Consider the following 20,963-nt stretch of genomic DNA (forward strand, 5'->3'; position numbering starts at 1 on the left):
GCCGGTGAACGGGCGGCTGCTTCCCCAGGGGAGCGGCCGCCCGTTCTCGTACCCGGAAGGGCACCCCAGGCGCTCTCAGGAGCGCTTGGGGGCCTTCTCGGCCCCGTCCTCGGCCGGCTCCAGCGTGCGCACCACCTCGGACACCCGCGTGTAGACGCCCGGACTGCCCGCCTGCCCGCAGCCACTCCCCCAGGACACCAGCCCGATCAGCCGTCCCCCGGCGACCAGCGGGCCGCCGCTGTCGCCCTGGCAGGCGTCCGGCCCGCCGGCGGCCTCTCCCGCGCAGAGCATGGAGGCGGCGCGGTAGGTGCCGTCCCGGCCGCCCGGATAGGCGCGGGCGCACAGGTCGTCGGCCAGCACATGCACGCGCGCGGCGCGCAGCCGGTTCGTGTAGGCGCCGCCGCCGCTGGTGTCGCCCCAGCCCGAGACCAGGGCTTCCGTGCCGGCCGCGTACGCCGGGCCACCGGCCGCCGCCATGGGTACGACGGCGCTCTGCGGCACGGGGTCGGCGAGGGTGAGGACGGCGTAGTCGCCGGCATTGGTGGCCGGGTCGTACTCCGGGTTCACCTTGATGTCCCGTACGGCCGTCTCCTGGCCCGTCGGTGGCGAGCAGGTCGGTGCGGCCCGCGATGACCTTGAAGTCGCGCACCCGGTTCGGGGGCGTGCCCAGGACGTCGTCGGCGACGCAGTGGGCGGCGGTGAGGACGGTGGTCGGCGCGATCGCCACCCCGCCGCAGAACTGGCCCGCGCGACTACCCCCGAACCGGTCACGGCTGGAGAGCGCCACCGTCCACGGGGCCTGGGAGACATCTATCGGGAACCCGCCGACCACGACACTGTCGGCCACGGCCGGAGCCGCGCCGATCAGGGGTATCGCGGTCAGCGTGGCCGCCAGGGAGAGCGGCCGGATCAGCCCCCGGACAACAGAACGACGCATGCGGACTCCTCACTCAGGGTGGTTCTGGAACACCCAGAGTCATCCAGCACGCGGTGGCCCGCAGCACGAAGGCCCGGCCCCCACGAGGGGAGCCGGGCCTTCGGTGTTCGAACGGAGTCGACCTAGTCGAGGTAGTCGCGCAGCACCTGCGAACGCGACGGGTGGCGCAGCTTCGACATGGTCTTCGACTCGATCTGGCGGATGCGCTCACGCGTCACGCCGTAGACCTTGCCGATCTCGTCGAGGGTCTTCGGCTGGCCGTCGGTGAGACCGAAGCGCATCGAGACGACGCCGGCCTCGCGCTCCGACAGGGTGTCGAGCACCGAGTGGAGCTGCTCCTGGAGGAGCGTGAAGCTGACGGCGTCGGCGGGGACGACGGCCTCGGAGTCCTCGATGAGGTCACCGAACTCGCTGTCGCCGTCCTCGCCCAGCGGGGTGTGCAGGGAGATGGGCTCGCGGCCGTACTTCTGGACCTCGATGACCTTCTCGGGGGTCATGTCGAGTTCCTTGGCCAGCTCCTCCGGGGTGGGCTCGCGGCCCAGGTCCTGGAGCATCTGGCGCTGCACACGGGCGAGCTTGTTGATGACCTCGACCATGTGCACCGGGATACGGATGGTGCGGGCCTGGTCGGCCATCGCGCGGGTGATCGCCTGACGAATCCACCAGGTGGCGTACGTGGAGAACTTGTAGCCCTTGGTGTAGTCGAACTTCTCGACCGCGCGGATCAGACCGAGGTTGCCCTCCTGGATCAGGTCCAGGAAGAGCATGCCGCGGCCGGTGTAGCGCTTGGCCAGGGAGACCACGAGTCGGAGGTTGGCCTCCAGCAGGTGGTTCTTGGCGCGGCGGCCGTCCTCGGCGATGATCTCCAGCTCGCGCTTGAGCTTCGGCGCGAGCTTGTCGGAGTTGGCGAGCTTGTCCTCGGCGAACAGACCGGCCTCGATGCGCTTGGCCAGCTCGACTTCCTGCTCCGCGTTGAGCAGGGGGACCTTGCCGATCTGCTTCAGGTAGTCCTTGACCGGGTCGGCGGTGGCCCCGGCCGCGGCGACCTGCTGCGCGGGCGCGTCGTCCTCGTCCTCGTCGGACAGTACAAAGCCGGCGGCCTCGGTGCCCTCGGGCTCGCCCTCGGTCTTGGTCTCCTCGACGACCTCTTCCTCGAGAAGCTCGGCGTCGTCCTTCTTGGCGCTGGTCTTCTTGGCCGCCGTCTTCTTGGCCGTGGTCTTCTTCGCGGCCGTCTTCTTGGCGGTGGTCTTCTTGGCAGCGGCCTTCGCGACGGAGGCGGCGTCGTCGGTGTCCTCGCCCGCGGCGGCGGACGCGGCCGGGGCGGCCGTGGCCTTCCGGGTGGTCACCGTCTTCGCCGCAACCGTCTTGGTGGCGGTGCGCTTGGCCGGGGTCTTCGCTGCGACGCTCTTGCGGGTGCGCTTGGGCTCTGCGGCACTGACCATCAGCGTCACACCCTCTTCCTCAAGGATCTGGTTGAGGCTGCGCAGTACGTTCTTCCACTGAGTGGCCGGAATCTGGTCAGCTTCGAAGGCCCGACGCACATCGTCGCCGGCGATCTGCCCCTCAGCCTTTCCCCGCTCAATGAGCGCCATGACAGAGACGGACTCGGCGATCTCCGGCGGGAGCGTACGGGATGTGCTGGCCGACACGAACAACCTCTCGGAACGTTGGAAAGCGGCTTCCGGCACCGTCCGTCATGGACAGGAGCCGACCACCGGCCTGGGGATGGGCCGACGGCGCGGGCGGGGCCGGGAAGAGACACAGCGCCTGGCACGGCGTCCGTATTCCCTTCGCGGCTGTTCACCTCTTAGGTCATCGCGCTGTTTCCGGGAGCGTTACGCCCAATCCGCGTGGCCCGAGTCACACCCTGCCTACAGCCAAATGCGATCAGATGTGAACGAAGCGGTCCGCTGCCGATTTCTGTCTTGATCACTTCGCCGGTCCGGACGGCCTGTCGTACCGCCGGACTCGGCCGGAATCCAGGGAGTCCGGCCGAGTCCGGCGACGGCGGGACCCGGTCGCGGTACCGCCATCTCGATCACTGTTGCGCGCCACGAGCGGGCGCGCCGTCCGCTTCCCCGTCAGTGCTCGCGCGGCGCGGGGACCACGCGCTCCACCTCGGGGTGGACGGTGAGGAGCTGGCGCATCGCGCCCTCGGCCACGGCGCCGTCGCCGCTGCCGAGTCCGTCCACGATCCGCGCGTGCTGCGCGACGGACGCCTCGGTCGGCCGCTCGCAGCCGGTGGCCGGGCCGCCGGAGACCTGGAGGGCGGAGGTGACGATCCCGGACAGGTGGTCCAGCATCCGGTTGCCCGCGACCTGGATGAGCAACGCGTGGAATTCGGCGTCGGCGCGCGAGAAGGTCAGCGCGTCGCCCTGGGCCAAGGCGTGGCTCATGATCTCGACCAGGTCGACGAGGCGCTGCTGCACGTCCTCGCGGCCGTGTCCGGCGGCGAGACGGGCGGCGAGCGGCTCGATCGTCCAGCGCAATTCGTTCAGCTCGCGGCGCTGGTCATCGCGCTGCGGGCCGAAGGCGCGCCATTCGATGATGTCCGGGTCGAGCAGATTCCAGTCGCTCACCGGGCGCACGCGGGTGCCCACGTTCGGCCGGGCGCTGACGAGGCCCTTGGCCTCCAGGACCCGGAGGGACTCGCGCACGACGGTGCGGGAGACCTCGAAACGCTGGCCGATCTCCTCCGGCACCAGCGGGCGGTCGGCACCCAGGTCGCCGGAGACGATCATCTGACCGAGCTGCTGGACGAGCTGGCCGTGCAGTCCGCGCCCGCGGCTGCCCGCGGCGCGCCGGCCCACGCGGCCCAGGTCGGAATCGGCGCCCTCCCAGGCGGGCGCCGCCACGCGGTCGGCCATCGGGGCCTCGGCGTAGGGGTAGCGGTCGAGTTCGCCCGGTCCGGCGAGGCCGGAGTCGGCGGAGCGGGCGGCGGTCATCATGGTGTGCGCAAGGGTACTCACGCATCTTTTGTCGGCGTTGCCTTCAACTGCCTTGAGGGCTTTGGTGAAAAGCACACGAAAGGGTGATCGCTCACCCCGTCGCAATTGACGCCTTATCGGAAATAAACGGGCTTTCTGTGGGGAGTTGTGTGCACAGCGGCTCGGAAACCGCACCTCAGGCCGTCATCTCGCCCGGGCGCGCAGGGTCGTGATCAGGTACGCGCACAGCAGCGCGGCGAGCGACAACGTCATTGCGCCACCCACGGGTTGAGCGATCACTCGTGCAAGACCCAGCAGATAGCGCTCCCCTCCGAAGGGCCACTGGAGCAGCAGAACCTCCCGCATCCGTACGTGAATCCCGGCTGCGACTCGCACATATGAGCCTTCGAACAACCGGTGCACGAGCGGTACGACGGCCACCGGCACCGCGAGTACGGCGGCCAGCCCCGCCGCCGTGGACCGGAACACCCCGGCCGCCAGTACACCGGCCCACGCGCAGCCGACCACGAGCGCCAGCCAACTCGCACACAGCGGCAGCCAGTCCTCGGGGACCTGAACCAATTCCCGGCCGTAGACGAGATAGAGAAGCTCGGCGTCACAGCCCAGCGCGAGAAAGGCCAGCATTCCGGCGGTGATTCCGGAGACGAGGAGCTTCGCGGTGAGCAGCCCCAGCCGACGGGGAACGGTGCCCCGGTCCGCCGCCAGCGCGGGATGGCGGAACTCGTCCCCGAAAGCCAGCGCACCGAGCAGCCCCGCCGCGAGCGCGACCGGCGGCAACGGCAATTCACGTGGCCACGCGGCGAACAGGCGCGCCTGCGGGGTGTGCCCGATCCGGGCCAGCACCACGGCGGTGACCGCGGACACGACGAGGGCGACCCCGCAGACGACGAACCCGGTACTGATGCCGGTGGCGCGCCGGAGTTCGTAGCGCAGGGGCCGGAGGGGGCTGCGTACGGAGCGGACGGCGATGGGGAGTGGCAGAGGTTCGGGGGCTTCTGCGGTCTCGGTCTCCTCCGGCTCCGCGTCACCCTCCGGCATGGCAGCGTCTTCGGCCGGTACCGGCTGCTCCTCCTCGCGTGGCTCCGGCCGCATGTCACCGACTTCATCCGCGAGTTGGTGGATGAGGATGCCGTTCCGGAAGGCGGTCTCCCCGACATCCGCGGTGGTGCTGCCGTACACGGAGAGGCGGTTGCCCTGTTCGCGGACGACCTCCACGGAACGTCGTTCGGTGCGCGCCTCCTTGGCGAGCAGGCTGGCCAGGCGTGCGGCGTGGGGGCTGCGGACGGCGACACGCGGCCGGAGCCGGGTACGGGCGAACTCCGCGGCGTCCAGGTCCGCCGCGACCCGGCCAGCTTCGAGGGTGACGACGTGATCGGCGTGCCGGGCGGCCTCCTTGGGGGCGGCGGTCGTGAGGAGTACGGCACCGCCCTGGTCGGCGTACTCCCGCAGGGTGGAGTGCAGCCAACGTGCCTCCGGTGCGGAGAGTCCGGCGGCCGGTTCGTCCAGCACGAGGGTGTGCGGGTCGGGCAGCAGGGCGCAGGCCAGGCCGAGTCGGCGGTCCATACCCAGGGACAGTGTGCCGAGCCGTTCTTCGCGGAGGCTGACGAGGCCGACCTCTTCCAGCACTTCGTCGGCCCGCCTGGCCGGGACACCGGCCGCCGCGCAGAGCATGCGCAGGTGGTTGCGGACCGTCCGGGAGGGGTGTCCCGGTACATCGCCGAGCAGTACGCCGACTTCGCGTGAGGGGTGGGTGATGCAGTGCAGGGGGCGCCCTCTGAAGTAGGCGATGCCGCGCCCTCGCTGGAGTTCGAGCATCAGCCGGAGCACCGTCGTCTTGCCCGCGCCCGCCGCTCCGAGCAGGGCGGTCACCTGGCCGGCGCGCGCTTCGAAGGAGACGTCCTCGACGGCGGGCGGCTGGTCTTTGAGGGAATCACTGGTCAGTCCGACAGCCTGGATCACCTGACGGAAGATAGCGCGCTATGTCCTGATTTCCGGGTATCACCCCTTCTGTCCGGCAGTTGTTCGACGGAGGGGCAACCTGCATGGCTCACTTGCCCGATGAGCGTCCCGCGCGCGACGGCTCCCCAACTGCCGCGCCCGTGATGGTCCGACGCCTCGCCTCAGACCTCGGGGCGGAGCATCGGGGGGTTGAGCAGCGTGGCACCGCCCGCCCTGAAGAGCTGCGCGGGCCGGCCTCCTTGGCGGGTGGTGGTACCGCCCGTGGGGACGAGGAAGCCGGGCGTGCCGGTGACCTTGCGATGGAAGTTGCGCGGGTCGAGCGCCACGCCCCAGACCGCCTCGTAGACCCGACGCAGCTCGCCGACCGTGAACTCCGGCGGGCAGAAAGCGGTGGCCAGCGATGAGTACTCGATCTTGGAGCGGGCGCGCTCCACCCCGTCGGAAAGGATCAGGGCGTGGTCGAAGGCCAGGGGTGCCATCGGTTCGCCGTCGCGGCCGTAGCCCCCCTGCTGGAGCAGTTCCTCCACCGGCGCCCAGCGCGCGTTGCTCGCGTCGCCACCCGCGCGCGGGGCGGGGAGGTCGGGCGCGAGGGCGAGGTGGGCGACGCTGACCACGCGCATACGCGGATCACGCTTCGGGTCCCCGTACGTGGCAAGCTGCTCCAGGTGGGCACCGTTGTCCTGCGCCGGAGTCGCCGGGTCGTGGGCCCGGAGCCCCGTCTCCTCCGCCAGCTCGCGCGCCGCCGCCTGGGCGAGGTCCTCGTCGTCCCGTACGAAGCCGCCGGGGAGTGCCCACCGCCCCTGGAAGGGCGACTCGCCCCGGCGTACCGCCAGCGCGCACAGGGCGTGGCGGCGCACGGTCAGCACGACCAGGTCCACGGTGACGGCGAAGGGCGGGAACGCTGACGGGTCGTAGGGCATGCCGCGATCATAGTCGTCTTCCTGACGATAAACACTCCGTTCGCTGGGAGGATCGGTGAATCCGGTGGCAGCGGATGGTGGGATCAAACAGTTCGGGGGGCCGCTCAGCCGTCCTCCCCGTTGCTGCATGTCTTGCCGGCTCCGGAGGGGGTGGGGCGTGAGCGGGTCGGGCGGCGGGTCTGGGCTTGCGGGCGCTGGGGGCAGGGGCCGGTGTTACCGGGGGCGGTCTCGCCAGGACCGGTGTTGCCAGGGGCGGTGTCGCCTGGGCCGGTGGAGCGGGGGCGGCGCTTTCGGCGCGTCGGGGTGGCCCGGTCCGCCTCCGCCGTGTCCTGCGCGGGGAGGGGCGTACCCGGCGGGAGCTGGGAGCCGGTTTTCTGCTCCGGGATGTGCGGCCCCGTCGACGATGGCCCCTCCCCCGGTGTCCGCCCGTGCCGCTCCTGCCGGAGGCATCGGCGGATGGACTCCGGGTCCAGGCCCTCGTTGCACGCCCGGTGCAGGAGCTGGGCGAAGAGGTAGTGCGGGTCGGCGCCGAGGGCCATGGCCAGGGCCTCTCGGGCCTCGATGTCGTCGCCGGTCGACCAGGCGACCCAGCCGGCCAGGGTGAGCGGAGCCGCCGCGTGTTCTCGGTACGGGCCGACGCAGCGGCGGGCGAGTGCCCGCCAGAGCCGTAGGGCGGGTGCGCCTTCGTCGCCCTCCATCCAGGCGGCCGCCCGGTCACGGGTGGTGCGGTCCTGGAGGCCGAGGATGAGGGTGGCCGCCTCGTCGTGGCCGAGGAGCGCGTCGTCGCGGACGTCGGCCGGGTGGACCCCCGACACCGGCGCGGCCTCGGCGAACCGGCGGATGACGCGTCCGGCCAGGTCCAGCGTCTCCTCGGCCACCTCGACGCGGCTCGTGTCGTCCAGAATGCGGGGCACCAGCGACATGCCCGCGGCGTCCAGCGCGACCTCCTGCTCCAGTGCGGCCGAGGTCTCCCAGGGCTGCATCCTCGCGCGCAGCTCCCGCAACGAGCCCCGTACTTGGATACCGGCGTAGGTCGCGGCGGCCGCCATGGCCGAGGTGCCCGGCATGCCCATCGGCGTGCCCTCGGGCGGGCAGCAGCTCTCCACCGGGCAGACGTAGGACCAGAAGCGGGTGTCCGAGACGCACAGCGCCTCGATCACCGGTACGTCGAGACTGCCGCACTCGGTGCGCAGCAGTTGGGCGAGCGGGGCGAGCCGGAGCATCACGTCCCGCCCCGTCTCCCCTGGCCGTGGCTCCTGGCAGACGTAGGCCACGATGCGCTCGGGCCGGGAACCGCGCCGTCGGGCGCCGATCACCAGCCCTCTGGCGATCTGCCGCGCCGCCGCCTGCCAGTCCTCGACGCCGGCCGGAATGCCCAGGCGGGCACGCCCGCCGAAGTTGCCCCGGTCGAGCAGGCTGACCAGCACCATGCTGTCCTCCGGGCGGTATCCCAGCAGGTACGGCAGCGCGTCGGCCAGCTCGGCCGGGGTGCGCAGGGCGATCGGGGTGTCGGGCGTGAGCTGCCCGTCGAAGGACACTCCCGCCGCGATGTCACCGTTTTCGAAGGGTTCGGTCGTTTCGCCGTGATTCGTCATGCGCTGACGATCCCGCGAATCTCACAATCCCGCTGGGCCTGTGGATAACGGGCCTGTGGATAAGTCGAAGCAGGGACACGACAACCAACTCGACCGAGCCCGCCTGCCCCCGCGCCCAGAGCCCACCTCACCCCGCCGCAGCCAACACCAACGGCAGAACCTCCCCCGCCCCCGCCCGCCGCAACAACCGCGCCGCGACCGCCAGACTCCACCCGGACTCGGTCCGGTCATCCACGAGGAGCACCGGCCCCGGAGCACCCGCCAGAGCCGCCGCCAACTCCCCCGGCACCGTGAACGCCGAAGCCAGCGCCTGCAACCGCTGAGCGGAGTTGCTGCGATGCGCCTGATGCGCCCCCGCCTCTCCCGTGTACGCGAGCGCCCCCAGATACGGCAGCCGTCCGATCTCGGCCACCCGCTCCGCGAGCGAGGCGACGAGCTGCGGCCGGCTCAGCGACGGCATGGCGACGACACCGACCGGACGCGCCATGGCGTCCGACGTGTTCGACGCCCACCCGCCGGGCGAGCGTGCCCAGTCGGCGAGGACCTCCACCACGGCCTTCAGCACGTCCTCCGGCACCGGACCGTCAGGCGTCTGCTCGGCCAGCAGCGGCCGGAGCCGGTTGCCCCAGCCGATGTCCGAGAGCCGGCCCAGGGCACGCCCGGTGGCGCACTGCTCCTTCGCCGGGATGCGGCCCTTGAGGTCGATGCCCAGCGCCGGCATCCCCGTGGGCCACATGCGGCGCGGCTCGATCTCCACGCCGGGCCGGTCCAGTTCACCGGCGGCGGCCGTCAGCGCGTCGGCGGAGACGGCCGTGTCGATCCAGGCGCCCGCGCAGGTGTCGCAGCGCCCGCACGGGGTGATCTCCACGTCGTCGAGCTGGCGGCGCAGGAACGCCATCCGGCACTCGTCCGTGCCGACGTAGTCCCGCATGGCCTGCTGTTCGGCGGCGCGCTGGCGGGCGACCCAGGCGTAGCGGTCCGCGTCGTAGATCCATTCGGCGCCGGTGGCCGTCCAGCCGCCCTTCACCCGGTGGACGGCGCCGTCCACGTCCAGCACCTTGAGCATCAGCTCCAGCCGGGTGCGCCGCAGGTCCACCAGCGACTCCAGCGCGGGTACCGACAGCGGTCGGCCCGCGTCGGCGAGGGCGGCCAGGGTCTGGCGGACCTGGGACTCGGGCGGGAAGGCGACCTCGGCGAAGTACCGCCAGATCGCCTCGTCCTCCTTGCCCGGCAGCAGCAGCACGTCGGCATGCTCGACGCCTCGGCCCGCGCGGCCCACCTGCTGGTAATAGGAGATCGGGGAGGACGGCGAGCCGAGGTGGACCACGAAGCCCAGGTCGGGCTTGTCGAAGCCCATGCCCAGCGCGGAGGTCGCCACGAGGGCCTTGACCCGGTTGTCCAGGAGGTCGGCCTCGGCCTGCTGGCGGTCGGCGTTCTCCGTGCGGCCGGTGTAGGAGGCGACGGCGAAGCCGCGCGCGCGGAGGTAGGCGGTGACCTCCTCGGCGGCCGAGACGGTCAGCGTGTAGATGATCCCGGAGCCCGGCAGCTCGTTCAGGTGCTCCGCCAGCCACGCCAGCCGGTGCGCGGCGTCCGGCAGCCGGACCACGCCGAGCCGCAGGCTCTCCCGGTCCAGCCGCCCCCGCAGCACCAGCGCCTCGCCCGCGCCGGTGCCCAGTTGCTCGGCCACGTCCGCCGTGACGCGCGCGTTGGCCGTGGCGGTGGTGGCGAGCACGGGCACGCCGGGCGCCAGCTCCTGGAGCATGGTGCGCAGCCTGCGGTAGTCGGGGCGGAAGTCGTGACCCCAGTCGGAGATGCAGTGCGCCTCGTCCACGACCAGCAGGCCGGTGGTGGCCGCCAGCTTGGGCAGCATGCGGTCGCGGAAGTCGACGGAGTTGAGCCGTTCCGGGCTCACCAGCAGCACATCGACCTCGCCGCGCTCCACCTCCTCGTGGATGGCGTCCCACTCCTCGGGGTTGGCCGAGTTGATGGTGCGGGCCTGGATGCCGGCCCGCGCGGCCGACTCGACCTGGTTGCGCATCAGTGCCAGCAGCGGCGAGACGATCACCGTGGGACCCGCGCCGCGACGGCGGAGCAGAGCGGTGGCCACGAAGTACACGGCCGACTTGCCCCAGCCGGTGCGCTGCACGACCAGGGCCCGGCGCCGGTCCACCACCAGGGCCTTGACCGCCTCCCACTGGTCTTCCCGCAGCCGCGCCGAACCCTCCGGCGCGCCGACCAGCTCGGCGAGGACGGCGTCGGCTTCGGTACGCAACTGCTCCAGGTCGTTCATGCCCCCATGCAACCGCACCCCACTGACATCCGGCCACTCGCCTTACGGACGACTGCCCGTCGGCCGGACCCGCTCGTCCTCGGGAGCCCGTACCGGCGCGTCCGCGCGTGCCCCGGCCAGGGCCATGAGGGCGGCGGTCAGTGCGATCAGTCCGCCCGCCCACAGTCCCGAGCGGGCGCCGAGGGTGTGGGTGGCGGCGCCGACGAAGAGGGCGCCGAGCGGGGTGCTGCCTTGCAGGATCACGGTGTAGAGGGCCATCACCCGGCCCCGGTGAGCCGGGTCGCCGCCCAGTTGGATGCGGTGGTTCGCCGCCTGGACGAAGTACAGCGAGGCGAATCCGGTCGGCACCAGCAGCGCCAGCGCGACGGGCAGGTTCGGCGCCCACCCCGTGATTAGCTCCAGCGCGCCGAAGGCGCATCCCCAGGCGGCCACCAGCCGCGCCGAGGGGCGGGTCCGGCGCAGGGTGCCGACCAGCGCGGCCAGGAGGGAGCCACCGGCGAGCGCGGCGGTGAGGAGGCCGAAGGAGGCGGCCTCGGTGTGGAACACGACGCGGGCCATCAGCGGCAGCGTCAGAGGCAGGTTGAGGCCGAAGAGGGCGACCGCCGCGACCAGGGCGAGCGTCGTGAGCAGGTCGGGCCGGGTCCGCAGATGGGCCAGGCCCTCGATGACGCGCGCGGGCGTGGCCTGGCGGGGCACGCGGTGCAGTTCCGCCGGCCGCATGGCGCGCAGCCCGGCGACCGTGGCCGTGTAGCTGACGGCGTTGAGCAGCATGACGGTCCCCGTGCCCGACCACTGGATGAGCAGCCCGGCCAGCGAAGGGCCCAGTACGCGCGCGATGTTGAAGTAGGCGCCGCTGAGCGCGGAGGCGTTGGGGAGCAGTTCGGGGCCGACGAGTTCGGTGATGAAGGACAGCCGGGCCGGGACCTCCACGGCGTTGGCCACGCCGAGCGCGGCGGCCGCGACGTAGACGTGCCACAGCCGGGCGGCGTCGGCGGTGACCAGCAGGCCGAGGCTCAGGGCGAAAACGCCGGAGGCGATGTTGGCGCCGGTCAGGAGGGCGCGTTTGTCGTACCGGTCGGCGAGCCGGCCGCCGTAGAGGGTCAGCAGGAGGACCGGGGTGAACTGGAGGGCGGTGACGGTGGCGAGGGCCCCGCCGGAGTCGCCGGTCAGCTCCAGTACGAGCCAGTCCTGGGCGACGGCCATCATCCAGGTGCCGGTGGCGGAGGCGATCTGGCCCACCGCGAAGAGCCGGAAGTTGCGCACCTTCAGGGAGCGCAGGCTGGTGGCGAGCAGGTGGCGGCCGGTTCCTCGCGTCATGATCCGGTCCTACCAGGGGCGCCCGGATGCGGGCCGAGCCGCGCCGCGCGCGACCCAGATCCCGGCTACGCGCGCGTGGCCGGGATCTGCGCTGACACCGCCTTAGGTCACCGCGTCTTCTCAAACCCCGCAGGCAACCCGGTCTGTTCGCGATACCAGTCGGCGTACTCCGGGAAGCGCCCGGCGAATCCGGCGCCCGGTTCGACGCCGTACTCGCTCCACAGCGACTGGTCGCTGAACCAGTGGTCGACGGCGAGCATGCCGAGGTGGTGGCGGGCGGCGGGGTGGTCGAGCACCCGCTGCCGGGCGGTCTCGGCCGAGACGCGCGGGGCGTCCTCGGCGAAGAGCCCGAAGGTCTCCGCCACGGTGGACAGCAGCAGCTCCCCCGGCACGGGATCGGGATGGGTGACGTAGTGGACGCGCCCCACACCGTCCGCTGGCCCCCTCGTGGCCGCCGCGAAGGCGACCCGGCCCAGCGTGTCCGCGTCGATCATCGACTGGAGCCCGGCCCAGCCGTCCGGGAGGCCGTCCAGGGTGCGCAGCAGGGCCAGGATGCCGGGGATCACCCAGCGGTCGCCCCTGCCGTGAACGAGGTGGGGGCGCAGAACCGTTCCGCCCGCCGCGAGCACGTGTTCCTCGGCGGCCGCACGGGTGCGGCTGGTGTCGGAGGCGGGGGCTACGGGCACCTCGCCGGGCCGCGCATCACGGAAGGGCCCGCGTCCGTGCACGGCGGCCGTGCTGAGGTACACGAACCGCGTGACTGCGGCCTGGCGTACCTCCTCCGCCAGGGCGTGGGTGCCGAGGTCGTTGGCCTGGCGGAGCAGCTCCGCGTCGCCGCCGATCAGCCCGGCGCAGTGCACCACGGCGTCCACGTCCGCGCAGGCGCCGCGCAACGAGGCCGGGTCGGTGAGGTCGCCGTACACGTACTCGACGTCCGGGTCGGGCGTGGCCGGCGGAGTGCGGACGAGCAGGCGGAGCCGTACGTCCTCGGCGGCGCGGGCGGCCCTCAGCACGTGTCCGCCGATGAATCCGCTCGATCCGGTGATGAGCAGGCGCCGGGTCATCGGGTCGCCTCCGGGGTGTCGCCAAGGGTGGCCGTGAAGACGGCCTCGTTGCCCTGGACGCCCTCGACATGGACCGAGACTTCACCCTCGGGGGAGGTTTCGCGCCGGGCGCGGACAAGACACGGCTGGTTGAGTTCGGCGTACCGGCGGAAGGCGATCGCCAGCGAGGCGGGAAGGAAGCGGCCGTCAGGAGCCAGCGCGACGGCGGCCTGCCGGGCGGCCTCCAGGAGCACCATGCCGGGGACGTGGTCGTTGGCCCGCGCGAAGAGCGTGGGATGGGCGGTGTCGAGGCGCAGCCGCCACCCGTCCCCCTCCTCCGAGGGCGCGAGCACGACGTCCCTGGGGTCACGACGGCCGACTCGCTCGGGCGGTACGCCGTCCAGCAGCGGTACGGGGTCACCGGCGGCGGCCAGCTTGTCGCCGCGCAGCCTGCGGTAGGCCCGGTCCGAAGTGCAGCTCAGGCTGCCCGTACTCGTGGCCAGGAGCCGCCCGCCGCGCTCGAAGGTGAGCCGCACCCTCATCCCGGCCAGGCTCCTGGCCCGCATCTGGACCTCGGAGCACTCCACGACGACGTCGACGCGGCCCGAGGCGTCCGAGAGGCCGAAGTCGGCCGTGCCGAGGGCGTATTCCATGTCCCACATGACGAAGTGGTGGTCGGCGGGGACCCCGTACTCGGCGTGGGCCAGCATCATCGCGGTCTGCCGCATCGTTTCCGCTACCAGCAACGGGTCCTGGACGCCGCCGGGGAGCGGGGCGAAGAAGCGGTGGGCGGCGGGCCAGTCGGCGACGACCAGGTAGCGGTGCTCGGCCAGCCGGGTCCATTCCACGGGGAAGGCGTCGTCGGCGTCCGGCCGGTGCACGAGTTCGCCGGTGGCCCGGCCGCCGTGCGCCGGAGGTTGACCGGTGTCGCCGGATTCGGGTACAAGAACCAGCGGGTCGGTCTGGTCTTCGGGCGGCGCGGCGGGGTCCGGTGCCTGCGTCATGACCGTCCGTACGGCCGATGAGGTGCCGATGTCGGCGCGATCGGCTATGAAGCTAATGCCTTCAGACATGGATTGCCCTTTGAGTCCGGTGTGATCAAGGCTCGTTCCCCCTCGACAAAATACTGACAGTCCGGTTCTCTTCGTGTGCGAACCTGACCAAGCTCTGACATAGAAACAGGGGCGACAGCCCATGGCACGCCAAGCACGCGCGATCCAGACCCGTAAGACGATCCTGCTGGCAGCGGCCGCCGTCTTCGACGAACGCGGTTACAGCGCCGCCACGATCACCGAGATCCTCGCGCGCGCCGGGGTCACGAAGGGTGGCCTGTACTTCCACTTCGCCTCCAAGGAGGAGCTGGCCCTCGGGGTGATCGCGGCCCAGCTCGAAGTGGGCCCGCTGCCCCCGCAGCGCACCAAGGTGCAGGAACTCATCGACCAGGGGCTGCTGTTCGCGCACCAGCTTCGGCACGACCCGTTGACGCGGGCCAGCGTGGGCCTGGCGATGGACCAGTGGGGAGAAGGCCCGGAGCGCAGCAACCCGTTCCACGGCACGCCGTTCCAGTCCTGGGCGAACCGGCTGACCCAGTTGCTCGTGGAGGCGCGGGAACGGGGCGAACTGCTGCCGCACGTCGACCCGGCGGAGACGGCCGACCTGCTCGCCGGCTCCTTCACCGGCATCCAGTGGATGTCGCAGATCCTGTGCGAGCGCGCCGACCTCAGCGAGCGGGTGACGGTCCTGCTCAGACACCTCCTGCCCAGCATCACCCTCCCCCAGCTCATGCCCACCCTGGACCTCGCCCCCGACCGCGCCGAACGCCTGCTGGCCCAGCGGCCCGTGGAGGCGGAGGAGGGCGAGGACGACGAGGGCGAGCCCTCTGCTCGCATCAGCGCCTGAAACCTCCTCCGGCGGGCCGTCCAGAGACCCCGTGCCGTCCCAGGCGTCGTCACCGGTCTCTGTGGGTAGGGATATAAGCCCCGGACCATCAGATAAGCGTCGGCGGCCTCAATTGCTCGTTGCCGCATCGAAGTTCGACAGGAAGAATTGAAGTCCGCTCCCCGCACGGCTCGCCCGTGTTCCGGCTGGGCTTCACTGCGGTGCGCGCTCCCCCGAATTCCGACCTCGCCCGCAGTGTGGGCGCGTAGCCGAAGGGAGGAACGTGACCTTCGGATTCGCCTCGTCCTCGGCGGCCTCGTTGTCGACGTCCGCGTCCGCCGCTTCCGTCAGCCGCCTGCTCGAACCCGCGGAGTGGGCCGCCGCCGGAATCCCCCTGCTGCGCAACCCGCGCGAGGTCGTCAGCGGCCTGCACGTCCGCCATCGCCCGCGGCCGTCCACCGCGATCGTGGCCGTCCTCGATGCGGACGAACGGCTGCTGGCCAGCGCCTCGTTCACCCGGCGCTCCGCCCCGGCGGACGGCTGGATGTTCCGCAACGCGCTGCTGGACCAGTTGCGCCGGGTCATCCCGCACGACCTGCGCCGCCGGACCCCGGTACGCACCGCCGTGCTGCTGTACTGCCGCGAGGGCGACGCGCGGTGGACGGAGGAGGACGGCGCCTGGATGTGGGGGCTGCGCGACGCCTGCACGCTGCACGGGCTGCGCTGCGGCGCGTACATCACGCTGACGCACGACGGCTGGCAGGTGCTCGGCGAGGGACGCGGCGGACGCCATCCCAACGCGCACTCCACGCCGGAGTCCTTCGCCCTGTCCGAGTCACCGCCCCTGATGCCGCGCACGGGTGGGCCGGTCTCCGAGGTCATGCGCCGGGCCGCGGCCCGCTGAGCGAACTCGGTCCCGGCGCCGGACACTTCGGCGCCGTATCCCGGAAAACCGCTGCGGCGCCGTGCGGGCCGAACAGCCGCCCGCTGCCGTGTCACGGCAGAGCGGCTGTCCGGCGCGCGCGGCGCCGTCGGTCGTGCGGTGGGGTCAGACCCCGGCGCCCAGCACCGCGTTGATCTGCTGCGGGTCGCCGCAGACGATCAGCAGTGCGCCGGCCCGCGTGTGGGCGACCGGCAGGGCGGTGGCGGCAGCGGCGGTGTCGTCCCCGTTGACGGCGACGATGACCACGGGCCGGGTGGCCGCGCGGGCGGCCATGGCGCCGTCGGCGTAGAAGACGTCGTCGCCGGCGTCGTGCTGCGCCCAGTAGGACGCCTCGCCGAAGGACAGCTCGTGCTCGGCCCACGGGTGCCGGGCACCCGTGGTGAGCACCAGGACCTCGCCGGGGGCGCGGCCGGAGTCGAGCAGCAGGTCCAGCGCCTCCTCGGCGGCGTCGAGCGCGCCCTCGGCCGAGGCCGGGATCAACTGGATCTGGGGACCGGCCGCGGGAGCGGCGGGAACGGCCGGGCCCGACGGGCTCGGCTCGGCCGGGGCCACGTCACGCGGCGCGCGCTGCGCCGGCGGCGCGGGCCGCGGGAGGCCGGGCCGGCCGGGACGGACCGGAGCCGCGGGGCGGGGGCCGGGTACGGGACGAGGGGTCGGTGCGACGCGGCTGCTGGCCGGAGTCGCGACGGGACCCTGGGCACTCTCGTGAATCTGAGGCTCCTCGGGAAGGAGAGGCATGAGCTGATTTTAATCAAACGTTGGTACGACGCCGATGGCCGGGTGGCACATCGGCGGCGGGCGGAAGCGTCAGAAATCGAAGCCGAGCTGGCCCTCGATCACCGGGACGCCGCCGTCCACGAGGCTGCGGACCTTCTTGAGATGCCGCCACCGGGGCAGCGCATCAAGATACGCCCACGACAGACGGTGGTACGGGGTGGGGCCCCGCTCCTCCAGTGCGGCCTTGTGCACCGGCGACGGATACCCGGCGTTGTCCGCGAATCCGAAGTCTGCATGGCCGGCACCGAGTTCGGCCATCATTTTGTCGCGGTACACCTTGGCGATCACCGAGGCCGCCGCGACGGCCACGCAGGACTGGTCGCCCTTGATCACCGTGCGCACCCGCCAGGGAGCGCCGAGGTAGTCGTGCTTGCCGTCGAGGATGACGGCCTCGGGCCGGACCGGCAGGGCTTCCAGGGCGCGGACGGCGGCCAGCCGCAGGGCGGCGGTCATGCCCAGGTCGTCGATCTCCTCCGGGGAGGCGTGACCGAGGGCGAAGGCCGTCACCCAGGACCGCAGTATCCCGTCCAGCTCCGCACGGCGTTTGACCGTCAGGAGCTTGGAGTCGGTGAGCCCTTCGGGCGGGCGGCGCAGTCCGGTGATCGCCGCGCAGACGGTGACGGGTCCGGCCCAGGCACCCCGCCCCACTTCGTCGACGCCGGCGATGACCTTCGCCCCGGTCGTGGCGCGAAGGGAGCGCTCGACGGTATGAGTGGGTGGTTCGTACGGCATGGCGCACTCAGACTACGCCGCCCCGCTGCCGCCCCGACACCCCGGCCCCTCGCAGCCGGAAACATCACACGCGTCACACGCGGCCCGGCACCCATTCCGGCAGCGACTCGGTCCGTTCCAGCCACTTCGCGGGCGGTGCTCCCGCCTCGCCGGAGGCCAGGACACCGCCGACGATCGCGCACGTCGTGTCCACGTCGCCGCCGACCTGCGCGGTCGTCCAGAAGGCGTGCTCGAAGTCGCCGAGGGCCCGCGCGGCCGACCACAGGGCGAACGGAACGGTGTCGTGCGCACTGGTCCGGCGCCCGCAGCCGAGGACGGCCGCCACGGTGGCCGCGTCCCCGTAGTCGAGCATGTCCCGCGCGCGGCGCAGACCGGCGCCCACGGCGCTGCGGGGCACCAGGGCGATCACACCGTCCAGCAGGGCCTCGGGAGCCGGCGGGCCGCCCGGAGCGGCCGCCAGCGCGGCGGCGGCGGCCACGGCCATGGCGCCGGCCACCGCCTCGCGGTGCTGGTGGGTGGTGTAGGCGGAGATCTCGGCCTGGTGGGTGGCCTGCTCGGGGTCGTCGGCGTACCAGGCGCCCAGGGGCGCGATGCGCATCGCGGCGCCGTTGCCCCAGGAGCCCCGGCCGTCGAAGAGCTGGGCGGCGAGTTCACGCCAGTCGGCGCCCTCGCGGACGAGCCGCAGGAGGCGGTTCACGGCGGGGCCGTAGCCCCGGTCGAAGTCGTGGTGCTCGGCGAAGGACCGGGCCAGTTCGTCCTGGTGGACCATCCGGTGCGCGGCCAGGATCGAGACGACGGAGCAGGCCATCTCCGTGTCGTCGGTCCACTGCCAGGGCCCGGCGGGCAGCTCGCGGCGCTTGAGCAGCGGGTGGTTCACCGGGACGAAGAACTGGGAGCCGAGCGCGTCGCCCACCGCGAGGCCGCGCAGGCTGGCCAGGGCGCGCTCCAGGCGCCCGGAGGGGAGGGAGGAGGATTCAGGGATCATCTTCCCGCCAGCCTATCCGTCGATCCAGTGCGGAACCGGGTCCCGCCAGCGCTCGAAGGGCTTGTCCAGGGCGTACTTGCCGTCCTCCCCGAGAACGAGCATGCGCACCTCCGCGTTCCCCGGATTCGACAGGGACTCGAACTCGGCGACCGTCCAGTGGAACCACCGCATGCAGAACAGCCGCATCGCCAGGCCGTGCGTCACCAGGAGGACGTTCGGCGGGTGGTCGGGCTCCTCGAAGCTGCGGAACAGGCTCTCCAGGAAGCCGCCGACGCGGTCGTACACATCGGCGCCGGACTCGCCCTGCGGGAAGCGGAAGAAGAAGTGCCCGTACGCGTCCCGGTACGCCTTCTGGAGCTTGACGTCGTCGCGTTCCTGCCAGTTGCCCCAGTCCTGCTCGCGCAGCCGGGGCTCCTCGCGCACGCGTATGAGCTCCGGGTCGAGGCGGAAGGTGTCCAGGGTCTCGTGGGTGCGGCGGTACGGGGAGACGTAGACGCTCACGCGTTCGTCGCCGAAGATCTCCCGCAGGTGCTTGCCGGTCTCCTCCGCCTGCTCCCGGCCTCGGTCGGTGAGCGCGAGGGCGTGGTCGGGCTCGCGCTCGTACACGGAGTCATCGACGTTGCCCACTGACTCCCCGTGCCGGACAAGGACGATGCGCCGTGGTCGTGCCATGTCGGAAACCCTACGGGGACGGGGGCGGGACCGGACACTCGTACGGCCCTCATACGGTGTAGGTCACACCGCGCGCCCCGCTCAGACCGTCCAGGAGGGTTCCAGTTCCACGATGTCGCCGGTGAGGGAGGCGATGTCGGCCTCGGTCTGGGCGCGCAGGGCCAGCCGCTCCACGCGTTCGGTGCGATACTTTCCGTGTTCGGCCGCCGCGCGCCACATCGACAGCACCAGGAAGTCGTGTTCGGTCGCCTCGCCGAACATGCCCCGGATCATGCCGGGCGAGCCGGCCATCGCCGGGTTCCAGACCTTCTCCTGCATCAGCGTGAAGTGTTCGACGCGCTCCTCGTGGACCCGGCACAGGGCGACCCGTACCAGGTCGGCGTCGGTGAACCGGGGCTCGAAGCCGGTCTTCACGTCGAAGCGGTACTCGAACAGCTTGACCTGGGAGTCCTTGAACGTGCCGGACTGGGACGCGGCCAGCCGGTCGTGCGAGCGGGCCATGAAGGAGTCGTAGAAGGCACGGCTCTCCCAGAAGGCGAAGATGTGCGCCACTCCCGGCCGGTGCCGGCTCCAGCCTCCGCCCTGTCCCCGAAACCCCGGCTCCCCCAGAAGCCCCGCCCATTTCCGCTGCCCGCGTTCGAACCCGCGACGGTCCACGACGGTGCAGCGAATCCACTTGACCAGCACCGCGCCATCGTAAGGCCACCGGGCGTGGCGTCGGTCACGCTCTGGCGGAGTTCGCCCGCGCACCGGTGCCGGATGCGTGACACGATGGGAAGAAGTCCCGGCGACAAGGGAGTTGGGGATGATGGCGCTTCAGGGGGAAGGGGAAGCCTGGTGACCGGGGTCAGCAAGGGAATCCGCGAGGTCGAGGTCGCGCTCAAGTGGGACCCCAGTCCGGCGGGGCGGCCGCCCTCCGACCTGGACGTCGTTGCCGCGACGTTCACGGCGGCGGACGCGTACGGGGAACCGGCCTATCTGGTGCACTTCGACAGCCGCTCCCCCGACGGCACGATCTTCCTCAACCGGGACAGCCCCGACGGCAAGGGGTTCGGCTGGGACGAGGTCATGAAGCTCGAACTCGGCCGCCTGGACGCCCGCTACGCGCGCGTGGTGGTCGGCGTCGTCATCCAGCAGAGTCAGAACCGCACCACGTTCGCCTCGGTCCTGAACCCGGCGGTCCGCGTCGCGGAGGGCTACACGACCCTCTTCGAGGCCGACTTCACCACCGCCCAGGACGCCACGGCAGCCGTCGTCGCCGAGTTCACCCGCGACAGCGCGGGCGAGTGGACCTTCCACCCGGGCATCCATGGCTCCGACGAGGACCCGGCGACCTTTATTCGGGGCATGGGCTCCAAACGTCGGACTTGAGCACTCCACCACCCCGGCTGGGGGTGTCAGCGGTGGGCTGTGCCGCCTCTGCAAGACGTCCGGAGTAGACCACGTCCCGCCCGTGGTCCTGGCCAGTGAAAATGGGCTTGAGCCCAGCAGCGAACCTCTGCCCCATAGCGCGGTGGTCTCCTTCGGCCCAGATGGGGGCCACCGCAGGCTCCCTTAGCATGTCGAGTAGGTCGACCACGTGCGCAAGGTCGAGGTCGTCGGCGAGAGTAATGCGCTGGGTGTGAGCGGCTGCCTACCAGTGTGCGATGGTTCACCAGACCGGTGCCATCGATCGCTGCCGCGCTGGCCCATCGACACGCCGCTGATGAGCAGAACTGCCCGGTTCGCGGCGTGCGATGGCCGAGATCTTTCAGGCGGGTTGGAGGCGTTTCGAGTCGCGCTCGATCGTGACTTCGACGGCGGAAACTTGCTGGTGGTGCCATTCTTAAAGCCTTGAGCGCTTCGTTTGGCCAGACGTTGAGTACGTTACCTGCGCGACATCACTCATGTTGATGTACGTAGCAGTGTTACTCACCTGGCGGTGCATCACGTCATCATCACGGTAGCGGTAGCACGCCTCCAGCTTG

Annotated in this window: 18 protein-coding genes and 1 pseudogene; 4 read left to right on the plus strand and 15 right to left on the minus strand. The window is 71.7% G+C overall.

Going from position 1 to position 20,963, the window contains the following annotated elements; genetic code table 11:
* Positions 1 to 75: 75 nt before the first annotated feature.
* The 10 genes and pseudogenes from E5083_RS16565 to E5083_RS16610 all read right to left on the minus strand — a co-directional run bounded on the left by E5083_RS16565 (position 76) and on the right by E5083_RS16610 (position 14,082).
* Positions 76 to 937: pseudogene (locus E5083_RS16565) on the minus strand (serine protease).
* A gap of 122 nt (positions 938 to 1,059) precedes the next feature.
* Positions 1,060 to 2,586 carry an RNA polymerase sigma factor gene (locus E5083_RS16570; RefSeq protein WP_135786457.1) on the minus strand — a complete coding sequence of 509 codons (1,527 nt, stop codon included), beginning with the start codon at positions 2,584 to 2,586 and terminating at the stop codon, positions 1,060 to 1,062.
* 432 nt (positions 2,587 to 3,018) lie between these two features.
* Positions 3,019 to 3,906, minus strand: a complete 888-nt coding sequence (locus E5083_RS16575) for a FadR/GntR family transcriptional regulator (RefSeq protein WP_135786458.1) — start codon at positions 3,904 to 3,906, stop codon at positions 3,019 to 3,021.
* A gap of 162 nt (positions 3,907 to 4,068) precedes the next feature.
* A complete protein-coding gene (locus tag E5083_RS16580) occupies positions 4,069 to 5,844 on the minus strand; it encodes an ABC transporter ATP-binding protein (protein WP_135786459.1) in 1,776 nt (591 codons plus the stop codon).
* A 161-nt stretch (positions 5,845 to 6,005) separates the two neighbouring features.
* Positions 6,006 to 6,764, minus strand: a complete 759-nt coding sequence (locus E5083_RS16585) for an NUDIX hydrolase (protein WP_130337334.1) — start codon at positions 6,762 to 6,764, stop codon at positions 6,006 to 6,008.
* A gap of 104 nt (positions 6,765 to 6,868) precedes the next feature.
* Positions 6,869 to 8,359, minus strand: coding sequence for a DUF4192 domain-containing protein (locus E5083_RS16590; RefSeq protein WP_135786460.1), 1,491 nt, complete (start codon positions 8,357 to 8,359; stop codon positions 6,869 to 6,871).
* A gap of 127 nt (positions 8,360 to 8,486) precedes the next feature.
* Entirely contained in the window at positions 8,487 to 10,649 is a 2,163-nt protein-coding gene (locus E5083_RS16595) for a RecQ family ATP-dependent DNA helicase (RefSeq protein WP_135786461.1), read from the minus strand.
* Positions 10,650 to 10,691: 42 nt separating this feature from the next.
* Positions 10,692 to 11,966 (minus strand): MFS transporter, encoded by a 1,275-nt coding sequence (locus E5083_RS16600; RefSeq protein ID WP_135786462.1) that lies wholly within the window; start codon positions 11,964 to 11,966, stop codon positions 10,692 to 10,694.
* 107 nt (positions 11,967 to 12,073) lie between these two features.
* Complete coding sequence (locus tag E5083_RS16605; protein ID WP_135786463.1) at positions 12,074 to 13,030, minus strand: NAD-dependent epimerase/dehydratase family protein; 957 nt, start codon at positions 13,028 to 13,030, stop codon at positions 12,074 to 12,076.
* Positions 13,027 to 14,082 (minus strand): ScbA/BarX family gamma-butyrolactone biosynthesis protein, encoded by a 1,056-nt coding sequence (locus tag E5083_RS16610; protein ID WP_244317521.1) that lies wholly within the window; start codon positions 14,080 to 14,082, stop codon positions 13,027 to 13,029. Before E5083_RS16610 ends, E5083_RS16605 begins: the two co-directional genes overlap by 4 nt.
* A gap of 121 nt (positions 14,083 to 14,203) precedes the next feature.
* Here E5083_RS16610 and E5083_RS16615 point away from each other — a divergent pair, with 121 nt between their 5' ends.
* Together E5083_RS16615 and E5083_RS16620 are read left to right on the plus strand one after the other, a co-directional pair.
* Positions 14,204 to 14,908 carry a ScbR family autoregulator-binding transcription factor gene (locus tag E5083_RS16615; RefSeq protein ID WP_135786464.1) on the plus strand — a complete coding sequence of 235 codons (705 nt, stop codon included), beginning with the start codon at positions 14,204 to 14,206 and terminating at the stop codon, positions 14,906 to 14,908.
* Positions 14,909 to 15,170: 262 nt separating this feature from the next.
* A complete protein-coding gene (locus E5083_RS16620) occupies positions 15,171 to 15,791 on the plus strand; it encodes a hypothetical protein (RefSeq protein ID WP_135786465.1) in 621 nt (206 codons plus the stop codon).
* 144 nt (positions 15,792 to 15,935) lie between these two features.
* Here E5083_RS16620 and E5083_RS16625 read toward each other — a convergent pair whose 3' ends face one another.
* From E5083_RS16625 to E5083_RS16645, 5 genes are all read right to left on the minus strand, one after another.
* Positions 15,936 to 16,568, minus strand: a complete 633-nt coding sequence (locus E5083_RS16625) for a hypothetical protein (protein ID WP_135786466.1) — start codon at positions 16,566 to 16,568, stop codon at positions 15,936 to 15,938.
* 69 nt (positions 16,569 to 16,637) lie between these two features.
* Positions 16,638 to 17,339 (minus strand): ribonuclease HII, encoded by a 702-nt coding sequence (locus tag E5083_RS16630; protein ID WP_135786467.1) that lies wholly within the window; start codon positions 17,337 to 17,339, stop codon positions 16,638 to 16,640.
* Between the two features lie 73 nt (positions 17,340 to 17,412).
* Positions 17,413 to 18,324: an ADP-ribosylglycohydrolase family protein gene (locus tag E5083_RS16635; RefSeq protein WP_135786468.1), complete on the minus strand. Its 912-nt coding sequence runs from the start codon at positions 18,322 to 18,324 to the stop codon at positions 17,413 to 17,415.
* Between the two features lie 12 nt (positions 18,325 to 18,336).
* Complete coding sequence (locus E5083_RS16640; protein WP_135786469.1) at positions 18,337 to 18,996, minus strand: histidine phosphatase family protein; 660 nt, start codon at positions 18,994 to 18,996, stop codon at positions 18,337 to 18,339.
* Between the two features lie 81 nt (positions 18,997 to 19,077).
* Positions 19,078 to 19,683 (minus strand): YdbC family protein, encoded by a 606-nt coding sequence (locus E5083_RS16645; protein WP_135786470.1) that lies wholly within the window; start codon positions 19,681 to 19,683, stop codon positions 19,078 to 19,080.
* A gap of 150 nt (positions 19,684 to 19,833) precedes the next feature.
* Between E5083_RS16645 and E5083_RS16650 the strand changes: the two genes are divergently transcribed.
* Both E5083_RS16650 and E5083_RS16655 read left to right on the plus strand, forming a co-directional pair.
* A complete protein-coding gene (locus E5083_RS16650) occupies positions 19,834 to 20,367 on the plus strand; it encodes a TerD family protein (protein WP_135786471.1) in 534 nt (177 codons plus the stop codon).
* A gap of 208 nt (positions 20,368 to 20,575) precedes the next feature.
* Positions 20,576 to 20,833: a hypothetical protein gene (locus tag E5083_RS16655; protein WP_135786472.1), complete on the plus strand. Its 258-nt coding sequence runs from the start codon at positions 20,576 to 20,578 to the stop codon at positions 20,831 to 20,833.
* Positions 20,834 to 20,963: the final 130 nt, after the last annotated feature.

The organism is Streptomyces bauhiniae, from assembly GCF_004784475.1.
Taxonomy (GTDB): Bacteria; Actinomycetota; Actinomycetes; order Streptomycetales; family Streptomycetaceae; genus Streptomyces; species Streptomyces seoulensis.

What these genes read in the sequence shown, in the direction of transcription:
- E5083_RS16615 (WP_135786464.1), top strand. Translation starts at nt 14,204, where the DNA reads ATGGCACGCCAAGCACGCGCGATCCAGACCCGTAAGACGATCCTGCTG.
- E5083_RS16590 (WP_135786460.1), bottom strand. Translation starts at nt 8,359, where the DNA reads ATGACGAATCACGGCGAAACGACCGAACCCTTCGAAAACGGTGACATC.
- E5083_RS16595 (WP_135786461.1), bottom strand. Translation starts at nt 10,649, where the DNA reads ATGAACGACCTGGAGCAGTTGCGTACCGAAGCCGACGCCGTCCTCGCC.
- E5083_RS16605 (WP_135786463.1), bottom strand. Translation starts at nt 13,030, where the DNA reads ATGACCCGGCGCCTGCTCATCACCGGATCGAGCGGATTCATCGGCGGA.
- E5083_RS16610 (WP_244317521.1), bottom strand. Translation starts at nt 14,082, where the DNA reads ATGTCTGAAGGCATTAGCTTCATAGCCGATCGCGCCGACATCGGCACC.
- E5083_RS16625 (WP_135786466.1), bottom strand. Translation starts at nt 16,568, where the DNA reads ATGCCTCTCCTTCCCGAGGAGCCTCAGATTCACGAGAGTGCCCAGGGT.
- E5083_RS16640 (WP_135786469.1), bottom strand. Translation starts at nt 18,996, where the DNA reads ATGGCACGACCACGGCGCATCGTCCTTGTCCGGCACGGGGAGTCAGTG.
- E5083_RS16585 (WP_130337334.1), bottom strand. Translation starts at nt 6,764, where the DNA reads ATGCCCTACGACCCGTCAGCGTTCCCGCCCTTCGCCGTCACCGTGGAC.
- E5083_RS16635 (WP_135786468.1), bottom strand. Translation starts at nt 18,324, where the DNA reads ATGATCCCTGAATCCTCCTCCCTCCCCTCCGGGCGCCTGGAGCGCGCC.
- E5083_RS16630 (WP_135786467.1), bottom strand. Translation starts at nt 17,339, where the DNA reads ATGCCGTACGAACCACCCACTCATACCGTCGAGCGCTCCCTTCGCGCC.
- E5083_RS16600 (WP_135786462.1), bottom strand. Translation starts at nt 11,966, where the DNA reads ATGACGCGAGGAACCGGCCGCCACCTGCTCGCCACCAGCCTGCGCTCC.